The sequence below is a fragment of the Clostridium sp. AF12-41 genome, assembly GCF_003461685.1.
Taxonomy (GTDB): Bacteria; Bacillota; Clostridia; order Lachnospirales; family Lachnospiraceae; genus Otoolea; species Otoolea fessa.
In genome coordinates, this window is record NZ_QTXO01000002.1 from 1 (window position 1) to 20,590 (window position 20,590).

27 protein-coding genes and 2 pseudogenes are annotated in these 20,590 nt (G+C 42.6%); 6 read left to right on the forward strand and 23 right to left on the reverse strand.

Features of this window, described 5'->3' with window-relative positions; all coding sequences use genetic code 11:
* Positions 1 to 66: 66 nt before the first annotated feature.
* The 9 genes and pseudogenes from DWV73_RS03520 to DWV73_RS12835 all read right to left on the reverse strand — a co-directional run bounded on the left by DWV73_RS03520 (position 67) and on the right by DWV73_RS12835 (position 4,694).
* Positions 67 to 435, reverse strand: a complete 369-nt coding sequence (locus DWV73_RS03520) for a hypothetical protein (RefSeq protein WP_015526702.1) — start codon at positions 433 to 435, stop codon at positions 67 to 69.
* Between the two features lie 12 nt (positions 436 to 447).
* Entirely contained in the window at positions 448 to 687 is a 240-nt protein-coding gene (locus DWV73_RS03525) for a hypothetical protein (RefSeq protein WP_005609451.1), read from the reverse strand.
* Positions 688 to 898: 211 nt separating this feature from the next.
* Positions 899 to 1,045 (reverse strand): annotated as a pseudogene (locus tag DWV73_RS13125) (AAA family ATPase); the annotation flags it as partial.
* Positions 1,046 to 1,253: 208 nt separating this feature from the next.
* Entirely contained in the window at positions 1,254 to 1,838 is a 585-nt protein-coding gene (locus DWV73_RS03535) for a methionine--tRNA ligase subunit beta (protein WP_242995729.1), read from the reverse strand.
* Between the two features lie 68 nt (positions 1,839 to 1,906).
* Entirely contained in the window at positions 1,907 to 3,139 is a 1,233-nt protein-coding gene (locus DWV73_RS03540; protein WP_002596379.1) for a site-specific integrase, read from the reverse strand.
* Positions 3,140 to 3,185: 46 nt separating this feature from the next.
* Positions 3,186 to 3,368: a hypothetical protein gene (locus tag DWV73_RS03545; protein WP_002596378.1), complete on the reverse strand. Its 183-nt coding sequence runs from the start codon at positions 3,366 to 3,368 to the stop codon at positions 3,186 to 3,188.
* A gap of 107 nt (positions 3,369 to 3,475) precedes the next feature.
* Positions 3,476 to 3,658 carry a DUF6462 family protein gene (locus tag DWV73_RS12945; protein ID WP_002596377.1) on the reverse strand — a complete coding sequence of 61 codons (183 nt, stop codon included), beginning with the start codon at positions 3,656 to 3,658 and terminating at the stop codon, positions 3,476 to 3,478.
* 541 nt (positions 3,659 to 4,199) lie between these two features.
* Positions 4,200 to 4,529, reverse strand: coding sequence for an HTH domain-containing protein (locus DWV73_RS03555; RefSeq protein ID WP_117795831.1), 330 nt, complete (start codon positions 4,527 to 4,529; stop codon positions 4,200 to 4,202).
* Between the two features lie 3 nt (positions 4,530 to 4,532).
* Positions 4,533 to 4,694, reverse strand: coding sequence for a hypothetical protein (locus DWV73_RS12835; protein WP_195588089.1), 162 nt, complete (start codon positions 4,692 to 4,694; stop codon positions 4,533 to 4,535).
* Between the two features lie 20 nt (positions 4,695 to 4,714).
* Here DWV73_RS12835 and DWV73_RS13130 point away from each other — a divergent pair, with 20 nt between their 5' ends.
* The 5 genes and pseudogenes from DWV73_RS13130 to DWV73_RS03580 form a co-directional block, all read left to right on the forward strand.
* Positions 4,715 to 5,422, forward strand: coding sequence for a MobC family plasmid mobilization relaxosome protein (locus DWV73_RS13130; RefSeq protein ID WP_347472096.1), 708 nt, complete (start codon positions 4,715 to 4,717; stop codon positions 5,420 to 5,422).
* Positions 5,371 to 6,774: a relaxase/mobilization nuclease domain-containing protein gene (locus tag DWV73_RS03565; RefSeq protein WP_117795833.1), complete on the forward strand. Its 1,404-nt coding sequence runs from the start codon at positions 5,371 to 5,373 to the stop codon at positions 6,772 to 6,774. The genes DWV73_RS13130 and DWV73_RS03565 overlap by 52 nt, the downstream gene beginning before the upstream one ends.
* A gap of 220 nt (positions 6,775 to 6,994) precedes the next feature.
* On the forward strand, positions 6,995 to 7,345 hold the full coding sequence (locus DWV73_RS03570) for a helix-turn-helix transcriptional regulator (protein WP_117795835.1): 351 nt from the start codon (positions 6,995 to 6,997) through the stop codon (positions 7,343 to 7,345).
* A gap of 230 nt (positions 7,346 to 7,575) precedes the next feature.
* Positions 7,576 to 7,962 (forward strand): BlaI/MecI/CopY family transcriptional regulator, encoded by a 387-nt coding sequence (locus DWV73_RS03575; RefSeq protein ID WP_002596372.1) that lies wholly within the window; start codon positions 7,576 to 7,578, stop codon positions 7,960 to 7,962.
* 1 nt (position 7,963) lies between these two features.
* Positions 7,964 to 9,190: pseudogene (locus tag DWV73_RS03580) on the forward strand (BlaR1 family beta-lactam sensor/signal transducer); the annotation flags it as partial.
* A gap of 458 nt (positions 9,191 to 9,648) precedes the next feature.
* Here DWV73_RS03580 and DWV73_RS03590 read toward each other — a convergent pair.
* The 3 genes from DWV73_RS03590 to DWV73_RS12715 form a co-directional block, all read right to left on the reverse strand.
* The gene (locus DWV73_RS03590) at positions 9,649 to 10,149 is read right to left on the reverse strand and encodes a hypothetical protein (protein ID WP_347472099.1); all 501 of its coding nucleotides are present in this window, start codon (positions 10,147 to 10,149) and stop codon (positions 9,649 to 9,651) included.
* Positions 10,150 to 10,397: 248 nt separating this feature from the next.
* Positions 10,398 to 10,766 carry a hypothetical protein gene (locus DWV73_RS03595; RefSeq protein WP_330592075.1) on the reverse strand — a complete coding sequence of 123 codons (369 nt, stop codon included), beginning with the start codon at positions 10,764 to 10,766 and terminating at the stop codon, positions 10,398 to 10,400.
* A gap of 38 nt (positions 10,767 to 10,804) precedes the next feature.
* The gene (locus DWV73_RS12715) at positions 10,805 to 10,966 is read right to left on the reverse strand and encodes a hypothetical protein (protein WP_002596306.1); all 162 of its coding nucleotides are present in this window, start codon (positions 10,964 to 10,966) and stop codon (positions 10,805 to 10,807) included.
* Between the two features lie 100 nt (positions 10,967 to 11,066).
* On the opposite strand from DWV73_RS12715, the gene DWV73_RS03600 reads away from it, so the two are divergent.
* Complete coding sequence (locus DWV73_RS03600) at positions 11,067 to 11,273, forward strand: helix-turn-helix transcriptional regulator (protein ID WP_117795841.1); 207 nt, start codon at positions 11,067 to 11,069, stop codon at positions 11,271 to 11,273.
* An 8-nt stretch (positions 11,274 to 11,281) separates the two neighbouring features.
* On the opposite strand, the gene DWV73_RS03605 is transcribed toward DWV73_RS03600, so the two are convergent.
* The 11 genes from DWV73_RS03605 to pfkA all read right to left on the reverse strand — a co-directional run bounded on the left by DWV73_RS03605 (position 11,282) and on the right by pfkA (position 20,423).
* Entirely contained in the window at positions 11,282 to 11,653 is a 372-nt protein-coding gene (locus tag DWV73_RS03605; RefSeq protein ID WP_173816546.1) for a DUF6050 family protein, read from the reverse strand.
* Positions 11,634 to 12,698 (reverse strand): DUF6017 domain-containing protein, encoded by a 1,065-nt coding sequence (locus DWV73_RS03610; RefSeq protein ID WP_117795844.1) that lies wholly within the window; start codon positions 12,696 to 12,698, stop codon positions 11,634 to 11,636. The genes DWV73_RS03605 and DWV73_RS03610 overlap by 20 nt, the downstream gene beginning before the upstream one ends.
* A gap of 15 nt (positions 12,699 to 12,713) precedes the next feature.
* Entirely contained in the window at positions 12,714 to 13,595 is an 882-nt protein-coding gene (locus DWV73_RS03615; RefSeq protein WP_002596302.1) for a ParB/RepB/Spo0J family partition protein, read from the reverse strand.
* Positions 13,588 to 14,370, reverse strand: a complete 783-nt coding sequence (locus DWV73_RS03620) for an AAA family ATPase (RefSeq protein ID WP_117795846.1) — start codon at positions 14,368 to 14,370, stop codon at positions 13,588 to 13,590. The genes DWV73_RS03615 and DWV73_RS03620 overlap by 8 nt, the downstream gene beginning before the upstream one ends.
* A 23-nt stretch (positions 14,371 to 14,393) precedes the next feature.
* Positions 14,394 to 14,570: a hypothetical protein gene (locus tag DWV73_RS12720; protein WP_002596300.1), complete on the reverse strand. Its 177-nt coding sequence runs from the start codon at positions 14,568 to 14,570 to the stop codon at positions 14,394 to 14,396.
* Complete coding sequence (locus DWV73_RS03625; protein ID WP_117795848.1) at positions 14,570 to 15,043, reverse strand: DUF6075 family protein; 474 nt, start codon at positions 15,041 to 15,043, stop codon at positions 14,570 to 14,572. The genes DWV73_RS12720 and DWV73_RS03625 overlap by 1 nt, the downstream gene beginning before the upstream one ends.
* 238 nt (positions 15,044 to 15,281) lie before the next feature.
* A complete protein-coding gene (gene lysS, locus DWV73_RS03630; protein ID WP_117796127.1) occupies positions 15,282 to 17,219 on the reverse strand; it encodes a lysine--tRNA ligase in 1,938 nt (645 codons plus the stop codon).
* A gap of 24 nt (positions 17,220 to 17,243) precedes the next feature.
* Entirely contained in the window at positions 17,244 to 17,726 is a 483-nt protein-coding gene (gene greA / locus DWV73_RS03635) for a transcription elongation factor GreA (protein WP_107001044.1), read from the reverse strand.
* A gap of 219 nt (positions 17,727 to 17,945) precedes the next feature.
* Positions 17,946 to 18,899 (reverse strand): tRNA dihydrouridine synthase DusB, encoded by a 954-nt coding sequence (gene dusB, locus DWV73_RS03640; protein ID WP_117795850.1) that lies wholly within the window; start codon positions 18,897 to 18,899, stop codon positions 17,946 to 17,948.
* 7 nt (positions 18,900 to 18,906) lie between these two features.
* Positions 18,907 to 19,305: a DUF6145 family protein gene (locus DWV73_RS03645; RefSeq protein ID WP_022359305.1), complete on the reverse strand. Its 399-nt coding sequence runs from the start codon at positions 19,303 to 19,305 to the stop codon at positions 18,907 to 18,909.
* Between the two features lie 143 nt (positions 19,306 to 19,448).
* Positions 19,449 to 20,423: a 6-phosphofructokinase gene (gene pfkA / locus DWV73_RS03650; RefSeq protein WP_117795852.1), complete on the reverse strand. Its 975-nt coding sequence runs from the start codon at positions 20,421 to 20,423 to the stop codon at positions 19,449 to 19,451.
* Positions 20,424 to 20,590 lie beyond the last annotated feature (167 nt).

A 20,590-nucleotide genomic window follows, 5' to 3' on the forward strand; every position in this document is an offset into this window, starting at 1 on the left:
CCGCCAGATTTCAGATGCTCTGGTAACTTAGTTACCGAGTAGTTCACTTCCATATTCAGTTTTATTCTACAAATCCGACAGTGAAATTCGGTCGTATGCGCCATTTTTCTTATCTTCCGGATGTGGTTCCAGTCCGATAATTGTAATATCTTTCTGATCTGGTCCATAAACCCAGTACATTCTCATTGCGCCACTGGTTTTATTTTCCAGATAAGACTGCCACACTTTCATTCCATAACGTCTGGACAATGGCTCTATTTCATGGGTTTGAAGACTCGGATAACCCGGATCAGCCGACAACAGCTTTAAAGCCTTTCCCCATTTTTTATACAACTGTTCTTCCTTCTTTTTTATATTACCGGAACGATATTTCTCCTGCAGATCTAACCAAAGTTCCTGCATTTCAGGAATTCCCATTCGTATATTAAAATTCATCTCTTATTCCTTTTAAAAATCTGACAGGTCAATAGCCGGGGAAACATCGCCTCTCTTAAAGTTACTTACTGCACGATCCATATCTGCCAGAGTTCTGGCTGAAATGCTCTCTGGCACTGCCAGTTCCCGAGGTTCCAGAATAATGCAGCCATTTCCGTATTCTTTTACATTGTAATACTGATAAGCAGCTCCTCTGAGCGTAATTCTTTTTTTGTTATCCAGATGGGCAACATAATCTTTCATCGCTTCCATTACCAACACCTCCTACGCAAGCATTTGTGTGGGAAATCCCACCTCTTATTATTATAATACGCTTTTCTATATTATCTGTCAATCTACTTTTACTTACTCCTGATACTTGAAAGTATTCATGCACCGGCAGACGGCAGGTGGCAGATAGGGTATCTATAAAAATCTGTATTTGCTTCGATGACTCTGCCACCCATCGGAAACCTTCTTCGTCTCCCAGTTTTCGAAACACCGGACGCACTTCATTTGCCCGATTCATATCCACATCTGCTCCAATAAAGGCCTGTACCGGATCAATAATTACAAGCCTCACATGATTCTGCCTGACTGCCTTTTCAATTCGATCATCAGACAAAGTCAATGCTTCTTCCTTGTGATTGGTTTATAATTTTTATCCATGATGTTTTCCTCCAAAATTAGATTTACTGTTTTACAGAAGTTGACTGCCGGGATATATTTTTTAGTACGAAAAAAAGCACCTCTCAGATTAACTCTAAGAAGTGCTCTTGTTGTCAAATTGTTGTCAACTGTGGTCTGACATCATAGTTTTAGAGATTTTATATTTAATTTTAGTACAGCTTTGCACCTGCCGGAATATGGTCATCAACCATCAGAAGATGGAGCTTTTCTTCGCCTTCTTCTTCGTGGATAGCACTGAGGAGCATACCGCAAGAGTCAATGCCCATCATGGCTCTCGGTGGAAGATTTGTGATAGCAATAAGAGTCTTTCCAACCAGTTCTTCCGGCTCATAAAAGCTATGAATACCGCTTAAAATGGTTCTGTCTGTGCCTGTTCCGTCATCAAGAGTAAACTGTAACAGTTTCTTTGACTTCGGTACTGCAACGCACTCTTTAACCTTTACTGCACGGAAATCTGACTTGCTGAATGTATCAAAATCAACCATTTCTTCAAACAATGGCTCGACTTTTACCTTAGAAAAATCAATCTTTTCAACCGGTTTTTCAGACTCCGCCGGAGCTGCTTCGGAAGTCTTGGAAGCTTTCTTATCAGCGTCCAGTGACTTCATCGTTGGGAATATAACCGAAGCTAATCCACCACAGTCCAAATAAGTTGATAAACGCTTTTTTACACGATTTTCATTATATATCGCCAGTCCATATTTGTCCACCAAAATCCAACAAACTAATGTCATTTTGATGTATTCTGACTTTTTTGATGTCAGGTTTGTCTTGGAAATCGTCCCCTTGCAAGGACTTCTTCCTAAAATATATCACTATTATTTTCCAGAGCTTTAATTGCTTCCTTTTTCTTCACATCTGTTGCTTCCGCATAAATATCCATCGTTGTTTCAATATTTGCATGACCCATAATACTTTGAATCACTTTCAGATTTCTTTCATTTTCACAAAATCTGGTGCAAAATGTGTGTCGGATATGATGACACGAAAAATGAGGAATCAATACCGGGCGTCTGCTCTCCCGTTTTGCCTTAATAATTTCTTCGGCATTGTAGGCTTCGTAAATTCTTTTGATTGCACTGTTGATTACGCTGGGTTTATGGATAATTCCGTCTTTATTGCAAAAGATAAACCCACTCATACCATCAACCACTTGCACATTAAAACCGGTTTCTTTCTGTGCTTCGTATTCATCCTTAAATGCCTGTTCTACAGCCTGCATCATCGGAATAGTACGAATCCCGGCTTCTGTCTTTGGCGAAGAAATATGAAATTCACTCTTTCCATTCTCCATTACTCGATAGATAGCCGCATGGTTTATACTAATGGTTTTATTCTCATAATCCAAATCTTCCCAACGCAGCCCTATCATTTCTCCTATGCGACATCCCGTTCCAAAAAGTGCTGTAAACAGTGGCAACCAATGGCAATACACAGGACTGTTCGATACATAATTCAAAAATGCTCTCTGCTGTTCCAATGTAAGTGCGTGTCTTATGCCCTTATTCTTTCCATTCGCCTTTTTGATTTCTGCCATTACACCGCTTGCCGGATTATTGCGTATCACATTGTCCCTAACTGCCATCTGAAAGGTTGGGTGCAGAATCGTATGAATATTATCCAATGTATTCGCCTGTAACCCCAATATGTTCATCAACGAACAATAAAAGAATTTCACATCAGAATACTTTATATCATTGATGATTCTTTTTCCAAAAGTATCTCTGACAAAACGGTTATACATATACTTATAATTTACCCGTGTGTGTTCTTTCAAATCATACTTCGTTGAAATATACCTGTCAAATGCATAGTTCAAAGTTGTCTTTCCACTGCAATAGCTTTCAAGACCGTCCAACTGATTGCGAACAAGTTCTTTTTCCTTTTCCCTTAACTCCAACAGATCATTTGAATAAACGACCCGCCTTTTACCTGTCGAATCGGTGTACTGGTAGATATACCTTCCGTCGTTTTTCCTCTGACTTTCGCCTTTCCTTAATACTCTGCCTTTTGAATCTTTTCTCGACATTGACATTATGTACCACCTTCCTCTCAATATAAGAAAGAGGTCACAAATGCCATTACTCATTCTCGGTATTATCCTGCTCTTGCAGCTTTCTAAATCCTTGAACAAGCGTCTGTGTTATGGTCAGATCATGAGAGCTGGCATACTCTGTTATATCTGTATGCTCATCTTTTGTAAGACGGATGAATACACCTTCACTTCTCGGATTTTCTAACTTAGGTCTACCCATTCTTGCCATCCGTCAACACCTGCCTTTCATAACCTGACTTCATTTTACTACTTGTATATCAAAAAGTCAAATACTTTTTGATATACAATAATTCGTTTTCCTCTTTCTTATCATGTCTACGCCCGAAAAGATTCCAAATACTCCTCAAAAATCTTCACGTTTACCAATGTGATACGGTTAATTTTATAAACAGCACGAGCATCCTGTGCCAATTTCATAAAGCTGTGTTTACTCATAGAATACCTCTCCGCACCCTCGTCATACCTTATAAAATTTTTTGTGTTCACTTTTGCCTGCATTCTTCCACCTACCTTTTCAAAGTGTGTTCTTTTTCTCTTGCTATGGTTATGGCATATCTGCCAATAAAAACATACTTAACAAACAAATATGCTTTTATTGGAAGATATTAAAAAATCCGTACAGGTGGCAGCTCATTACACTACCCACATCGGTATCGCACCGTCATCTTATCTGACCGGACTAAGCCGGAAGTATCATTATCAAAAATATGTATCAACGCCTCCGTGTAACTGCTACACATTTATGCCGGATATTTCTCGCTCCACACCTTAACTTCAATATCTGCTTTCAATATTCCTTCGTATCCACCTCTGCCAAAGGCAAAAGCAGGTGTCTTATGGCGTATCCTCAAAGCGGCTCCACATATTCCACACGTCCTGTACGCATTGGTTTATGAAATTGTCAAGGTACAATCGCAGACATCGTCTGCATTTTGGATAAAATCAAAGCTGAAATTGTCAGCCTAAAAAGCACATAAGCACACTTCCGTCTGCTATGAACGGTTCTGTAAAAATTATGTGCTTTATCAGAATGACAAGATCAAAGTTGTAATTTATCCGGTCCATATTTTCTTAGGACTTGAAATAAAACTTTTTTATGTATGCCCTCCGTCCAATCATATAATTCATGCAAGGCAACTACTTCCATAGGTGTCAGCGAATTGGCATAAGGCTTGTAATCCTCTCTTATAAAAATTCCTCCGTTCTCTCCCTGTTTTGTATAAATCGGATAAACCGGAGTTAAAGCCTGAATATCATACTGTATCGTGCGAATGGAAACGCCAAATTCCTGTGCCAATTCATTCGCTGTTGTATGTCGTCTGATAATAAGAATATTGATTATTTCCGTTCTACGATGTACGGTATTCATGCTTCACCCCCTCTCTTCTGGTTTTCCAATTCTAATTTTAAATGCAGAATATGCAGTATCTTTGCTTATTCCCCTAAATTTCTCTGTAAATCTTTTATCTCTCTCCAGCCATTGACTTTCCCTTTTCCCATTGATAAAATCATTATGGATAGAATCAAAAATCATAAAAAGTCACACAAACTGCTATGGAGTTTTTACGGGCAATCAATGCCCTTATGAACCGTGGCAGTTTTTTTATTGCTTCTGCCCAACTGCAAAGTCGAATTATCAACGCTATCCATAACAAGGGCGGTAACACCCTACTGTGTTGCAAACCGCTCGCCTATACTCACGCAACACGCAAATTCCCTACGGGTAATTTGCAGAAGAATAGCAAGCACTGCCTGTGTTCCCTCACAGGCACCATTTCCGCAAGTTTCTACCAAGCGAAAACTTGCAGAAATTGGCTTGCATGGGGCATATCCCCCTGTCCCCCTAAAAGCAAAAAACAACCGCCGGCTACGGCATATTTGAAAATCTTTTATATAAATAAGGAAAGGACTGATACTGCAATGGCAAACCGAGAAAGACAAAATGAACTTAAAATCTATCTCAGCGATGACGAGCAATACATCTTAGATCAGAAATGGAAAGCCTCCGGCATGAAGAGCAAATCCGCATTTATTCGGCATCTGATTTTGTATGGCTATGTCTACGATGTAAACTACGAACACCTGCGGGAATACAACACCACGCTCGCCCGTATCGGCAATAATCTGAACCAGATTGCCAAGCGGATGAATGCTACTGGCAATGTCTATAAAGCCGATGTAAACGAAGTAAAGGAGCTGATGAAACAGGTATGGCAATCACAAAAATCCATGCTATCCAGGCAACCGTCCATAAGGCAGTAAACTATATCTGTAATTCCCAAAAAACAGATGAAAGTATTCTCATTTCTTCCTTCGGATGCAGTCCTGAAACCGCTGCCTTTGACTTCAAATTTGCTCTGTCAAAAACAAATCAGGCAGACCCCAACAAAGCCTTTCATCTGATACAGGCTTTCGCTCCGGGAGAGGTATCTTATAAGGAAGCACATCAGATCGGTGTGGAGCTTGCCGACAAGCTGTTAGAGGGGAAATTTTCTTATATCGTTTCCACTCATATTGATAAAGGTCACGTTCACAACCACATCATTTTCTGTGCCGCAGATAATGTGAATCACGAAAAATATCATGACTGTAAACAGACCTACTACCACATTCGCCGCCTGAATGATGAGCTGTGTTCCAAGCATCAGTTATCCGTCATTTCTCCCACAAACCAGCGTGGTAAAAGTTATAAAGAATGGACATCCGGCAGAAATGGCACCTCGTGGAAAATCAAGCTCAAGCTAGACATTGATGAAGCAATTCAAAACGCTGATACATATGAACAGTGCATGGAGCTGATACGGGCAAAAGGTTATGAAATCAAAGGCGAAACCATTGGAGAAAACGCCTTAAAGTACATTTCCTTCCGCCCCCTTGACCGGGAGCATTTTGTCCGTGGCAGCTTAAAGTCTTTGGGGGCAGAATACACCAAAGAACGGATTAAGGAACGGGTAGAAACAAAGGCTTTAGCACAGACACAAAAACGTGTCCCATTCCCTGCCCGAAAGAAACCTCTTATCAAGGATTATTCTTCCCGAACGCTCATTGACACCTCGGAAGAAAAGTTCACGCAAAGCCCCGGTCTGCAGCATTGGGCAGCGATTGAAAATCTCAAAATCGCTGCCAGCAGTTACAGTAAAGCAGGTTCTATCATCGAGCTTGAAAAACAGATTGAAAGTAAGTCTGTTCTTGCAAAAACCGCACGGAACAGTCTTGTGGAAACAGAACGTCAGCTAAAGGATTTAGGACAGATATTGAAATACGCTGAACAATATCAGAGCAATCATATCTATCACATCCGTTACCAGAAATCGAAAGACCCTGACGCTTATCTCCGCCACCATGAAACAGAACTCCTGCTCCATGACGGTGCAGAAAATATGCTGAAACGCTTTGGAATCAGCTTAAAACATTTTGATATTGATAAGTTTCGTAATGATTACAATGCTCTGTATGCCAAGAAAGAAGCCTTGCAGAAAACCTATAAATCTGCTGAAAAAGACATACAGGCTCTCAACCGAAAACTGGATAATCTGAACCAGTATCTTGACCGGACTCCGGGACAGGAACAGACCTTAAACCGCAAGCTGGAAAAGGACTCCACCATGCTCTGATTTCCCCATTAAAAAAGGTGTACCGCATTGAAGTTTTTTACTTCTTTGCGATACACCTTGATATGTGTAGTAAGCCTCTGCCACAATTCTACTCAATATTCTTTTCTTGTGTATTTTTCTACATTTCCCATTCATGTATTGTGCTCCATATTTATAGTGTATTTTGTTGTAATTCACGCAGGATAATATGTAATGTAAACTACTATCGAGGTGAATTATAATGCAGGATAATATGAAACAGGCTCTTGCCATCGCAGTGCGTGAAGCCCGCACAGAACTCGGACTTTCACAGGAAAAATTGGCTGAAACTCTCAATCTGGATACACGCACTATACTTAATATTGAAGCCGGACGTGGTAATCCAAAATTTGAAAAGTTGCATCCTTTAATTACATATTTGAAGATACCAGCCAATAAGATTTTCTATCCAGCCAGCACAAACCAACAACCAAATCTCCAGAAGCTCCTAACCCTACTGAATGACTGCACGGAACAGGAAGCTGCTGATTTATTACCTATGGTTCGTTACCTGCTTGATTTGCTGCGTAAGCAAGACCATCCAACTCTGTAAGAAAACCAATAGACTCCTTGTGAATCTATTGGTTTTCTTATTTTCAAAGCACTTTATTTACAATTTCAATCATCCTGATTCCACTCCTTTTTTAATTCTTACTTATGTAATATTTTAATTATTACATAAGTAAGATTTCAAGTCAATCTATTTTCTCTTAAATTGACAACTACACAAATAACATCTATAATATTTTTATTACAGCCGTAAGATTTAAGGAGGGATTTGAAATGAGCGATTTACCACAGATTTCTGAAGCTGAATTTGAAGTTATGAAAATCGTATGGAAACATGCGCCGATCAGCACCAATGAAATAACTGATAAATTATTACAGACTACGAGCTGGAGTCCAAAAACAATACAAACTCTAATTAAACGTCTAGTGAACAAGGGCGTTCTGACTTATGAAAAACAAAGTCGGGTGTTTGTTTACACTCCAGTTGTGAAAGAAAGTGAATACATCGGTCAGGAAAGTAACTCTTTTCTAGAACGATACTACGATGGGGACATCACTGCCATGCTGTCTGCATATATAGAAAATGACAGACTGTCCGAAACGGAAATAGACACTCTCCGCTCTCTTCTTTCCAAGAGGTCAAAAAAAGGAGGTAATTAACATGGCTGATTTTATGATACGCTTTTTAATATGCAATGTATTTATCAGCGGTATCATCGGAATTCTTTTGATAGCCAAGCGGATATTCAAAGGCAACCTATCCAGCCGGATGCAGTATAATCTGTGGTTCCTGCTACTTGGATTGTTGGTAGTTCCTTTTATACCGTTCCGTTTCATTGGGTTTCCGCAAATCCTCTCGTGGCTCAGTAGCCTGAAAAGTTCTCCTACTTCTGGCACCAGAACCGCCATAGGAGAAGCTGTTGGGATCAATCCAGCCGGAAATGCAGACTGGATGAATGACTTTGCCCTTTCGGTAAATAGTGAGACTCCATCCAGCATCGGATACATACTATTTGGAATATGGCTTGTAGGCATCCTTGCAATGATTATATTGATAATCAAATCCTCTATCCGCTTACAGAACTTGAAAAAATCTGCACTTCCCCTTCAAAACCCGGAAGTCCGAAAACTATATCATCGATGTATGAAAGAAATGGGAATTAACAGAAATATCCATGTTTACAGTACTGCATTTTTGAAATCTCCGATTATTGTGGGGCTTTTGAAACCTTGTATTTATCTGCCGATTCATCTCATCTCAGATTATAACGAATCGGACATGCGATACATGCTGTTACACGAGCTACAGCACTATAAGCACAAAGATGCTATTGCCAACTATCTAATGAACTTTGCCGGAGTAATATATTGGTTCAATCCTCTTGTCTGGTATGCTCTAAAAGAAATGCGCAATGACAGAGAGGTTGCCTGTGACACCTCTGTTTTAAAGATGCTTGAGGAGGATGATTATGCAGATTATGGTAATACACTGATCAATTTTGCGGAAAAGATTTCACTTACTCCATTTCCGTTTGCCGCCGGTCTTGGTGGAAACATGAAGCAGATGAAACGGAGAATTATCAACATTGCATCTTATGAGAAGCCGACATTTATAAAAAGAGTAAAAGGTATGACTGCATTCATGTTGACTGCTGTCCTTCTCCTTGGATTCGCACCTTTTATTTCTACATACGCAGCAGATGGAAGCCACTACCAATGGGATTCCTCTTCTGAGAATATTTCCTATGTAGACCTCTCCACATACTTCGGAGAATACGAAGGCAGCTTTGTTTTATACGATTTGGAAAACGATGCATGGAGTATACATGACATGGAGCATGCCACCTTACGGGTTGCTCCAAACTCCACCTACAAGATATACGATGCTTCGGTACATTATTGTTTATGTCCATAAGGTACTCTAGTATTTCTTCATCAAAAAAAGAACAATCCTCTTTTCTTGATCTCATGTCATTGTATGCGTATTTCAACAACATTTTTTGAATCAATGTATAATCATACTCAATTTCAACAACATCATCTTCCTTATACTTTTTGACAAAGTACTTACTTATAAATTCTTTTGCATAACTGTCAATATAGGATATTCTATTATTATTGCACTCAGCACAAACATCCTTTACCATCGGGTCTGCTTCATGTATTGCATTTCTCGCATCATCAAAAGTTATATAACATTCTGGAAACAAGTCTAATATTGCAGATGAAATGATATGTTCTCTTGTACCTCTTGCTTCCTTACCACAATATGCACATTTCATTTATCTTATCAACTCCTAATTCTTATTTTTACCTCCCCATTATACATCTTATTTACAACTTTTTCTACTTTAACAGCATGACCGTACACATCTGTGCATGGAACAGGCCATTCTCCACTGCAACATTATCAAGCAACAATGTCTGAAACAGCACATTCCGCACATTTTCAAGCCTGACGATCTTCTGTTCTTCCTCCGGCAGATGCACAAACTCCACACCGTCCTCCACAGCAGATTTCCTCGCAGCTTCACAATGGGTAAAAAGTCCCAGGATATACTTATTTGACATGGCAAAAGCATAGGTTTCCTGTCCATCATACACTATTCTGCACTTCTCCGCTGCATTTTCCGGCAGACTGAAAATGCACTGCACCATTTCTAAACAAACCTTACCTGCATAGTCTGGCTTCAGCTTATTTTTATAGCGTTGTATTTTCCAATGGATTTCACTACGCTCCACCGGGGAATGGGTACGCTTAAACTGGATTTTCCGGCACAACATATCCAAATCCATATACACGTTATTTCCTACAAGATGCTCCGTATATCCTCTATATTCCCCCAACCGCAACAAATACGAAAGCACCTCATTCAGCTTTTTCTCTGATTCTATGAACTGAAACGGTTTTTCTCCAAATTCCAAATATTCAAACTGTAATGGGCAGCTCCCTTTCTCTATCTCTCGTTCCATAACTCTTTTTACATCTCGTAATGATTCCATTTTGCTCCTTTCCGCTTCTGGACATCGTGTCCAAAAGCAATAAAAAAAGGGCAGCTACAAATCTTTCAATTCATAACTGCCCTGACGCTGTTTTATTTCAGTTCTATTTCTGCCATTTTTGCAAATACTGCTTTTTGCTCTAAAAGCTCTTTCTGTTTTTCCTCCGGCAGACATTTGAAGATTTCCTCATATCCCATTTCCAGCATCGGCGTTCCCTTTGCGAAGAGATAGAGCCGGGTATCAAGCCATTCCTGCCATAAGTCCTCAAACATACTCTCACTGTCTGTATAGGTTATAACATCATTAAATCCATACTCCGGTGTGTAATATTGCAGCTTCACAAAACCGTACCGTCCTACATCCAATACCAAAATGTTTTCCAGCTCATACAGTTCTGCATAGGCTGCGGCAACCTTTTTGCACCGTTCCCGTTCTATGTCTGTAATGTAACTTTTCTCCACAGTTGCAAACCTCCTGTTTCGAGGCATCGTGCTGCCTCTTATTCAATCTTCCGTGTTTCTATTTCAAAAACACTTCCGTCCCTTGTTTTTATTGTAAAAATATTTGCGGCATCAGAGGTATCTATATCCTCAATCCCTAAAGCCACATCATTTTCATCTAATACTTCGTATAGCTGATCCTTAAACTCATTATGTTCCATAACTTTTTTACTCTCCTTGTATGTTTTATGGTGCGTACACGCACCATATTATTATATGTTTCATGCACTTAGAATACAAGTGTGGAAAGGAGCTTTCAGTATGATTAAATACGACCCGCTTTGGCGTACGCTAAAGGAAAAAGGAATCAGCCAGTACCAGCTTATCAAAGATTATGGCATTGATAAAGCACAGCTTCAGCGGCTTCGGCAGAACCTTGTTGTAAAAACGCTTATCTTAAACAGGCTTTGCCAGATACTCGACTGCCGGATTGAGGATATAATGGAATACGTTCCGGATACGGATTAAAGGTGTTGTTAGACTCGATGAACAACGCCTTTTTTATTATCCGTCATCTCATGTACTTTTGGACATCGTGTCCAGAAGTAATCCCTGATTACCTTTATTATCTCCGCAAGTACCGTAACCATTCTCCAGATTGCTACTACCCCGCCGATCAGACCTCCAACAACACAGTTTAATGCCAGTATTCCCATACTTCCTGCAATCCCGAAATTCTTTGGCACAAGAATCATGCACATTTTCCGCAATCCATAGGGACAGCCGACCAAAATCCAGTAAAGGAATACATCGAACCCGTCTGCTTTGTTACATACAGGATAACAGGTCAGCATCCATGCCGCAAGCAGTCCTGCCGGAAGTATAATCTTAAACAATACCCTTTTCACTCCAGCCACCTCCATACATATCGTGCTGCACCTCCTGCTGATAATAATGATTCATCGTTGAGGGTGCATTATAAAGAGCTGTTACCATATATGCCTTGATATTTGCAATTTTCGTAGTTGTTTCCTGCATACATCCTATCACATATTCCAAATGGGAGCTATTCAGTTTGAGGAACTTTGATTTTACAAGCTCATATGGATAATCATTTCCACCGATTTTAACAGTCTTATGCTTCACACATACAATCTCGCAGATTACCTCATACAATTCCTCATACAGCCCTTTGTCCTGCCATCTGCCATATTTCATGTGATGTTCGTACTCAATATTCTCTTTGATGATTTCCATGTAAGCATTGACATCTTCCATCACATCAATCTCCCCTTCCAACTCACTGCCGGATTGATTGATAGGATTGATATAATTCCTATCAATATTACTCTGGTTAGTATGATTATAGTTAGTATAATTAGGGTCTGCTTTTTGAACTTCCGCAAGTTCAGATATTGTACTTCTTGAAGTAAAATTTTTAGACTTCTGGAAGTCTGCTTTTTGAACCTCTTGAAGTTCAGTTTCTGAACTTCTGGAAGTATAACTTTTAGAACTCTTGAGGTTCAAATCCTGAACTTCTGTGGAAACATCAGCATTTGCAGGCGTTTCTTCCTCTGCTTCTCCTATTGTGGCAAAATTCTTTACATAAATAATATCCGGTTTTCCAAGTCCCCTGCGTTTCTTTTCGATCAATCCTATCCCATTATCGCTGTCCAACTCTTTCATAATCTTAACACAGGTTGCTTTTGCACATCCCAAATCCTCCATGACATTATCAAGAGTATAAATGATATAGGCTCTGTTTTCTTCATCCAACCAGCCATTTTTCATAGACAGTGACATACGATCAAGCATCAGACCGTACAGGAGCTTGGCATCGCTGCTAAGCCCCTTGAAACGCTCGTCTTTAATCAGCAACCGAGGAACACGATAAAAGGAAAACTGTTCTGCTTCAATCCCATAGTAATAATCAAACTGCATCTGTTTACCCATTTTACCGCACCCCCTTTACTGTTTCTTCTGCCATTCCTCCAATAATTGCAGGATAATCCCCTCAATCTCTTCGCTGGAGTATTCCTCTGAAAAAAACTGGCTGATTTTTTCAGACTTGATTGTAACTTTCCTCTCTTTCGGCTTTTCCTCGGTCAGTATCAGACGCACCATCGGCAGCGTCAGTTCGCCGCTTTTCCCATATTCCTTCAACTTGGCAGACTGTACTGTGGAAATATTTGCTCCGCTTTCCTCAAGGATTACCAGCACCCACTGTTGTGCATCTTCCGACAGAAAGGAAATGTCAACACCCTGTACCAGACCGATTTTCTTTCTGTCAACCAACTCTAGCAGCTCATCGGACAGCCTTGCAAGCCAGATATACCGTTGCACCGTCTTTCCGCTTTCTCCGGCAGCTTCTCCTACCTCGTCAAGCGTATTTCCGTTTCCTTTTCTGCCCTGATGCTTCATAGCCTCGTATTTCATGGCATAAGCTTTCGCCTTCTCACTTGGCAGAATGTCCTCACGCTGAATGTTGGAATCCACCATGATAATCGTAGCTTCATCGTCTGTATAATTGCGGACTATCACAGGCATATCCTCTTTTCCTGCCCGTTCTGAACCTCGTTTTCTGCGGTGTCCGGCTATGATTTCATAGCCACCCTCTGCCCTCGGTCTTGCAATTCCCGGTACAAGCACCCCATACTTACTGATGCTTTCCGTTGTTTCTTCCATTTTTTCATCGTCCAGTACACGGAACGGATGATTTCTAAACTCATGCAAATCCGTGAGCTTGGCTCTGATAATCTGCTCTTCGCTCCCTGTCTTTTCTTCTGCATTTCCAAATAAATCATCATAACTGCTTAATTTTACCTTTGCGGCACTTCCTGCTTTACTCATTCCCAAGCACCTCCTCCGTCAAAGACTGATAAGCAGCGGCTACTTTGCCTTTCGGATCATGTTCGTAGATACTGACACCCTCTGCGGAAATCTCTGCCGCACGGACGGAAATGGGAATACTGTTTTCAAATATCCGCACCTTGCTACCGTAATTCTCCACCAGTAATGCAGTAATGTCCTTTGCATAATTGGTTCTGGCATCCACCATTGTCAGCAGAATCCCCTCAATCGTCAGCTTTGGGTTAATCTGCCTCCTGACCTTTCCAATCGTCTTAATAAGCTGCTGTAACCCTTTTGCCGGAAGATATGCCGCCTGTACCGGAATCAGGATACTGTCCGCACAGGCAAAGGCGTTTATGGTAATCATGCCGAGGGAGGGCATACAGTCAATCAAAATATAATCATAATTATCCTTTACCAGCTCTATGTAGGAACGCATCACAAGCTCTCTACTCATCACATTGACAAGTGATACTTCCAGACCGGAAATCTCGATGTTCCCCGGCATCAGGTCAATTCCCTCTTTGTGTTTCAGGATACCATAATCCGTTTCCATATCTTCATCATTGATGATATTGCCGAGTGCTGTTGCAAGCGTTTCCTCCAGCTTATCCGGCTCTGTAAAGCCAAGACTGTCCGTCAGACTGCCCTGTGCATCGGCATCAATCAGCAGGACTTTCTTGCCATGTTTTGCCAGTCCTATACCTAAATTACTGGTTGTGGTGGTCTTGCCCACACCACCTTTTTGGTTTGCGATTGCGATTATTTTACACATGATAGATTCTCCTTTGTTTTCTGCTATTTTTCTGCTACGTTTCTTTTCTTTACTTCTACATACGCCCTGTAAAATTTCTTCGTTCCCTTATTCGGATACATCTCGGAAAACTCCGTTACTTCCACTTTCGGATTCCTCTGCAAAATCTTTCCGAACCACTTAATATCATTCTTTGTTCCCATCAATCTGACTTTTAACATTAGTCTGTTCCTCCCAATAAGGCATACAGCTTATGGTTGTATGTGGCATATTCCGGATACCGAATCTGAATTGCCTGCCAGAAATATGGTGCATAAGCACAGCAGAATATTTCCTCCACCGTGTACTGCCTACACTCGTCCACCTGTTCTTCTGCATCTTCATAATCGGAAATACTTGGTGTTCCATTGCAATACAGATTGAATGCCATTCTGACCACTCTCACACTTCCACTGGTCTGCCAGCCTTCGTGTAAACACTCTGTTATTACGCATCCTGTTTTGAAATCATAAATTCTGTAAACATTTCTTCTGGTATCATCGCTGATCCCAAGACAATAGCAGAGTGCCTTGTGGTAAACATCCTGATACCGGACTTCCTTTAACTTCTCGTAGTAGAATTTCTCATGTGCATCGCTGATAAAAATAATCTTTTCTTCCTTTTTGGTTTCTGCTCCTAACGCTGTACTTGTCATAATAGAACCCTCCTTGTGTTATTTTGATTTTGTTTTGACCATAACAACAGAAAAAGGACACTCTCCGTTTTATTGGAAAATGTCCTTTTAATAGCATTCAACTATTAAGTTTTGAAAGGTTCTGATTTCTAAAACATCCCTTTTCAGTCCATATTAGTCCACCGAATGACACAAATTTGATGTCAATTTGATGTCAAACACTCGATAAACTCATAAAAGTCTATGGATTTTCTGATTCTTAGTACAGCTTCGCACCTGCCGGAATCCGGTCATTCACCATGAGAAGATTTAATCCCTCATGTCCATCTTCCTCGTGTACTGCTGAAATCAGCATACCCTCGGAATCAATGCCCATCATCTTTCTCGGAGGCAAATTTACGATTGCAATCGCTGTCTTGCCAATCAGATCTTCTGGCTCGTAATACTCGTGAATACCGCTTAAAATCGTGCGTTTCCGGTCTGTTCCGTCATCCAGAGTGAACTTTAAAAGCTTCTTTGACTTCGGTACTGCTTCACATTCCAGAATCTTTACTGCACGGTAATCAGCCTTTGCAAAGGTATCGAAATCAATCATTTCTTCAAACAATGGTTCGATTTTTACGTTGGAGAAATCAACCTTCTCAGCAACTTTTTCTGCAGCTGCAGGAGCTGCTTCGGAAGTCTTGGAAGCCTTCTTGTCAGCATCCAGGGACTTCATTGTTGGGAACAGCAGTACGTCACGGATTGCCTGGGAATCGGTCAGCAGCATAACCAGACGGTCGATACCGTATCCGATACCACCTGTCGGCGGCATACCGATCTCCAGTGCATTCAGGAAGTCTTCATCCGTATGATTTGCTTCCTCATCGCCAGCAGCAAAAGCCTCTTCCTGTGCTTTGAAACGTTCTCTCTGATCGATCGGATCATTTAACTCAGAGTATGCGTTACACATCTCGCGGCCGTAGATATACATCTCGAAGCGCTCAACCAGCTCCGGATTGGACGGTTTTCTTTTGGTCAGCGGAGATACCTCAACCGGGTGATCCATAACGAAGGTCGGCTGAATCATCTTCTCCTCGCAGAACTCCTCGAAGAACAGATTGATGATATCACCCTTCTTATGGCGCTCCTCAAATACAACATTGTGCTCTCTTGCGATTGCCTTTGCTTCCTCGTCAGTTTTAACAGTGTTGAAGTCAACGCCGGAGTATTTCTTAACTGCATCGATCATGGTGATGCGCTCGAACGGCTTGGACATATCAATCACAGTGCCGTTATAGCTGATGACAGAACTTCCGCAGACTTTCTCAGCCAGATAGCGGAACATGCTCTCGGTCAGCTCCATCATGCCCTCATAATCGGTATATGCCTGATACAGCTCCATCAGGGTAAATTCCGGGTTGTGACGGGTATCTACACCCTCATTACGGAATACACGGCCGATCTCGTAAACACGCTCTAAGCCGCCTACGATCAGTCTCTTTAAGTAGAGTTCCAGAGAAATACGCAGTTTTACATCTTCATCCAGAGCATTATAATGGGTCTCAAACGGACGTGCAGCCGCACCGCCGGCATTAGCTACCAACATCGGGGTCTCCACTTCCATAAATCCGCGTCCATCCAGGAAATTGCGGATCTCCTTGAGGATCTGAGAACGTTTTACAAAGGTGTCTTTTACTTCCGGATTCATGATGAGATCCACATATCTCTGACGATAACGGATATCCGTGTTGGTCAGTCCGTGAAATTTCTCCGGCAGAATCTGCAGACTCTTGGACAGCAGTACGATGGACTCTGCGTGAACGGAGATCTCTCCCATCTTGGTGCGGAATACGGTACCTTTGATTCCGACAATATCACCGATATCCATCTTCTTGAAATCTTTATAAGCCTCTTCGCCTACGCTGTCTCTGGCAACATAAGACTGGATATTGCCCTTTAAATCCTGCACATTGCAGAAAGATGCCTTACCCATCACACGTTTGGACATCATACGTCCTGCGATCGTAACCTCTTTGCCATCCATCTGCTCAAAGTTATCCTTGATCTCGCTGCTGTGTGCAGTTACATCAAATTTTGTAATCTGGAACGGATCCTTTCCGTTGTCCTGAAGGTCTTTCAGTTTCTCGCGGCGCACCTTTAATAACTGATTTAAGTCCTTCTCCTCGTTCTTATTCTGCTGATTCTGCTCTGCCACTTTCTCTTTCACTCCTTCGTCTCTTTATGATACTCGCTGGATGTCCAGGATCTTGTACTGGATAACGCCCGCCTGTGTCTCTACGTCTACGGTCTCGCCAGCTTTCTTGCCAAGCAGGGCACGACCAACCGGAGACTCGTTGGAGATCTTACCATCTAAGCTGTTTGCCTCGGTGGAACCTACGATCTTAAATTCCATCTCTTCATCCTCTTCGACGTCCAGTACCTTTACCTGGCATCCGATGCTGATCTTATCCAGATCGATCTCATCCTCAACAACAACCTCTGCGTTTTTCAACAGTTTCTCAAGGTCTACGATTCTTGCCTCGATGTCTCTCTGTTCATCTTTTGCTGCATCATACTCAGCGTTCTCAGACAGGTCGCCCTGTTCTCTCGCCTCTTTGATCTTCTGTGCGATCTCCTGGCGTTTATTTACTTTCAGATCATGAAGTTCATCTTCATACTTTTTCAATCCTGTGTAAGTTAAAATGTTCTTCTTTTCTGCCATGACAGCTATCCTTCCTTCTATCGATTCATCATTGAATCCCCTAATAATTGCATCGCACTATTATACATGATTCTTGGTGTAATGTCAAGAATCACAAAGTGCCATAATGGCTTTAAAAACAAGGGAAAATCCTACATTTTCGTGCTTTTTCTGTGCCTTCCGATTTCGTCCACCCATGTAACACAACCATCGTTTTGATTCCACACATTCATCCTTCTCTTAAATTCTCTCATCCACCAGCCGTTCCAGCTCCTCCAGCGTCTCCACCTGGTTTATATCATTGCGAAGCGCCGACGAATGTGGAAATCCTGCCGTATACCATGCCACGTGCTTACGCATCTCCCGCATTGCGATCTCCTCGCCGCGAAATTCCGTCTGAAGCGTCCCATGGCGGACAATCATCCTCTTTACTTCCTCCGCAGTCGGCGGCGGCAGAAGTTCTCCTGTTTCCAGATAGTGGAGAATCCGTTTAAACAGCCATGGATTTCCTTTCGCGCCGCGCGCCACCATGATGCCGTCGCAGCCGGTTTCTTCCTTCATTCTCTTGGCATCTTCCGGTGTAAATACATCACCGTTTCCCCAGACCGGGATTGAAACCGCCTCTTTGACCTGACGGATAATGTCCCAGTCCGCCTTTCCGGAATAATACTGCTCTCTCGTCCGTCCATGCACGGCTACCGCCGCCACGCCGCAGCTCTCTGCCATCTTCGCAAACTCAACCGCATTGATATTCGAATCATTAAATCCCTTGCGGAATTTGACCGTAACCGGTTTATGAAGTTTCTTTACCATCGCCGTCAAAATCTGCTCTGCCAGCTTCGGATCTTTCATCAGTGCCGAACCTTCGCCGTTATTGACAATCTTTGGCACCGGACAACCCATGTTGACGTCGATGATGGCATACGGTCCTTCCTCCAGCTGCAGCGCCATCTCGCTCATAATCTCCGGATCTGAGCCAAACAGCTGCACCGCAACCGGCTCTTCTTCCGGCCGCGTCTCTAATAACGGCTTTGTATTGCGGTTCTTATAAAGAAGCGCCTTCGCGCTGACCATCTCCGTGTACATCAAACCACATCCCTGCTCCTTACAGAGCAGACGGAACGGTAGATCCGTCACACCTGCCATCGGCGCAAGGGCGATTGCATTTTTTAATTCTACGTTTCCAATCTTCATTTTATTTCTAATCTTCCTGATACCGTTCCATCTGCTCGTCGTCTAACAGTTCGTCCGCCGGGATTCCCAGCACCTTCACCTTATAATACAGCTCCAGCGATTCCAGCAGCTCACGCTTCTCCGCCTGATACTGCTTGATTTTAAGCGCGCTTCCGATCTCGTCAAAGAGGTAATCATTCTCCTCCGCCTCAACCTTAAACTGCAGTCTGCCATCCGGCATAAACTCCAGCAAAATAATACCGCCGATGTCCTCTGTGTACATAACACACATGATCTGCAATTCCTGCTTAATTGACTCCGGCAGCCCCGAAAACTGCTCATTCAGATAATATTTTTCCACATACGAATTCGCACCGCAGAGTACGGTGGAGTCCCCATCTGTATTGGGATTCTGCATTTCTGCCATTTTCTTGCACCTCCATCTGTTTCATTTTCCATTGCCCACAAACAGGGCTGACGCACGAACGGAGAGCAGGCTCTCCCTTTATCCCTGAGAAGCCTGTTCTCCGTTCATATGCCAGCCCATCTCACAAGCAGCCATCAAATTCCTTAACGAATCAGCAGCTTACTAATCTCATACTGATCTTCCGGAATATCCTTCTTCATATTCAGCGCCTCCTGAATATCAAAATCCAGGAACTCGCCGTGCTTATACGCTACCACGCGGTTGGTCTTTCCTTCTTCCAGCAGCTCCACCGCCTTGGCGCCCATGATGGACGCATAGACGCGGTCTTTACAGGTCGGCGCGCCGCCTCGCTGCATATAACCAAGGATCGTCGCACGTGTCTCGATGCCGGTTGCCGCCTCGATTCGCTTCGCCATCGACGCGGAATGTCCGATGCCCTCGGCATTAATGATAATATGATGTCTCTTGCCGCGTTTCCGGTTATCGATGATGCGGTTGATCAGCATCTGCTCATTGCCATCGTACCGCTCCGGAAGCAGAATATCCTCGGCGCCGTTAGCGATACCGCACCACAGGGCGATATATCCCGCGTGGCGTCCCATAACCTCGATGATACTGCAGCGCTCATGGGAGGTGGAAGTATCTCTTACCTTATCGATCGCCTCCATCGCCGTGTTGATCGCGGTATCAAACCCGATCGTATAATCGGTGCAGGCAATATCCAGATCGATCGTGCCCGGAAGACCTACCGTATTGATTCCCAGCGCGGATAACTTTCCGGCGCCGCGGTAGGAACCATCGCCGCCGATGACGACCAGACCGTCAATGTTGTGCTTGCGGCAGATTTCTGCGCCGCGCTTCTGACCTTCCTCGGTCATAAATTCCGGACAGCGGGCTGTGTATAAGATCGTACCGCCACGGCCAATCGTATCTGCCACGCTGGTTCCGTCCATGTCCACAATCTCTTCCTGCAAAAGTCCAGCGTAACCACGCATGATACCTTTTACCTTCATGCCCTTGTTGATCGCAGTCCGGACCACCGCACGGATCGCTGCATTCATACCCGGCGCATCGCCGCCGCTTGTCAGTACACCAATCGTTTTAACCTCTTTTGCCATCGCTTATTCCTCCGTCCTAAGGCTTTCCGCTTCACATCCCCAACCGTGAACCAGCCGTTTTATTTTCGAATCTTTTGACCCTTCTGATACCAAATTGTTCTGCACTGCGTGCTACCACAATTTTCAAACAATTTTATTGTAATTCATTTTATAGGTCATTTCAAGAT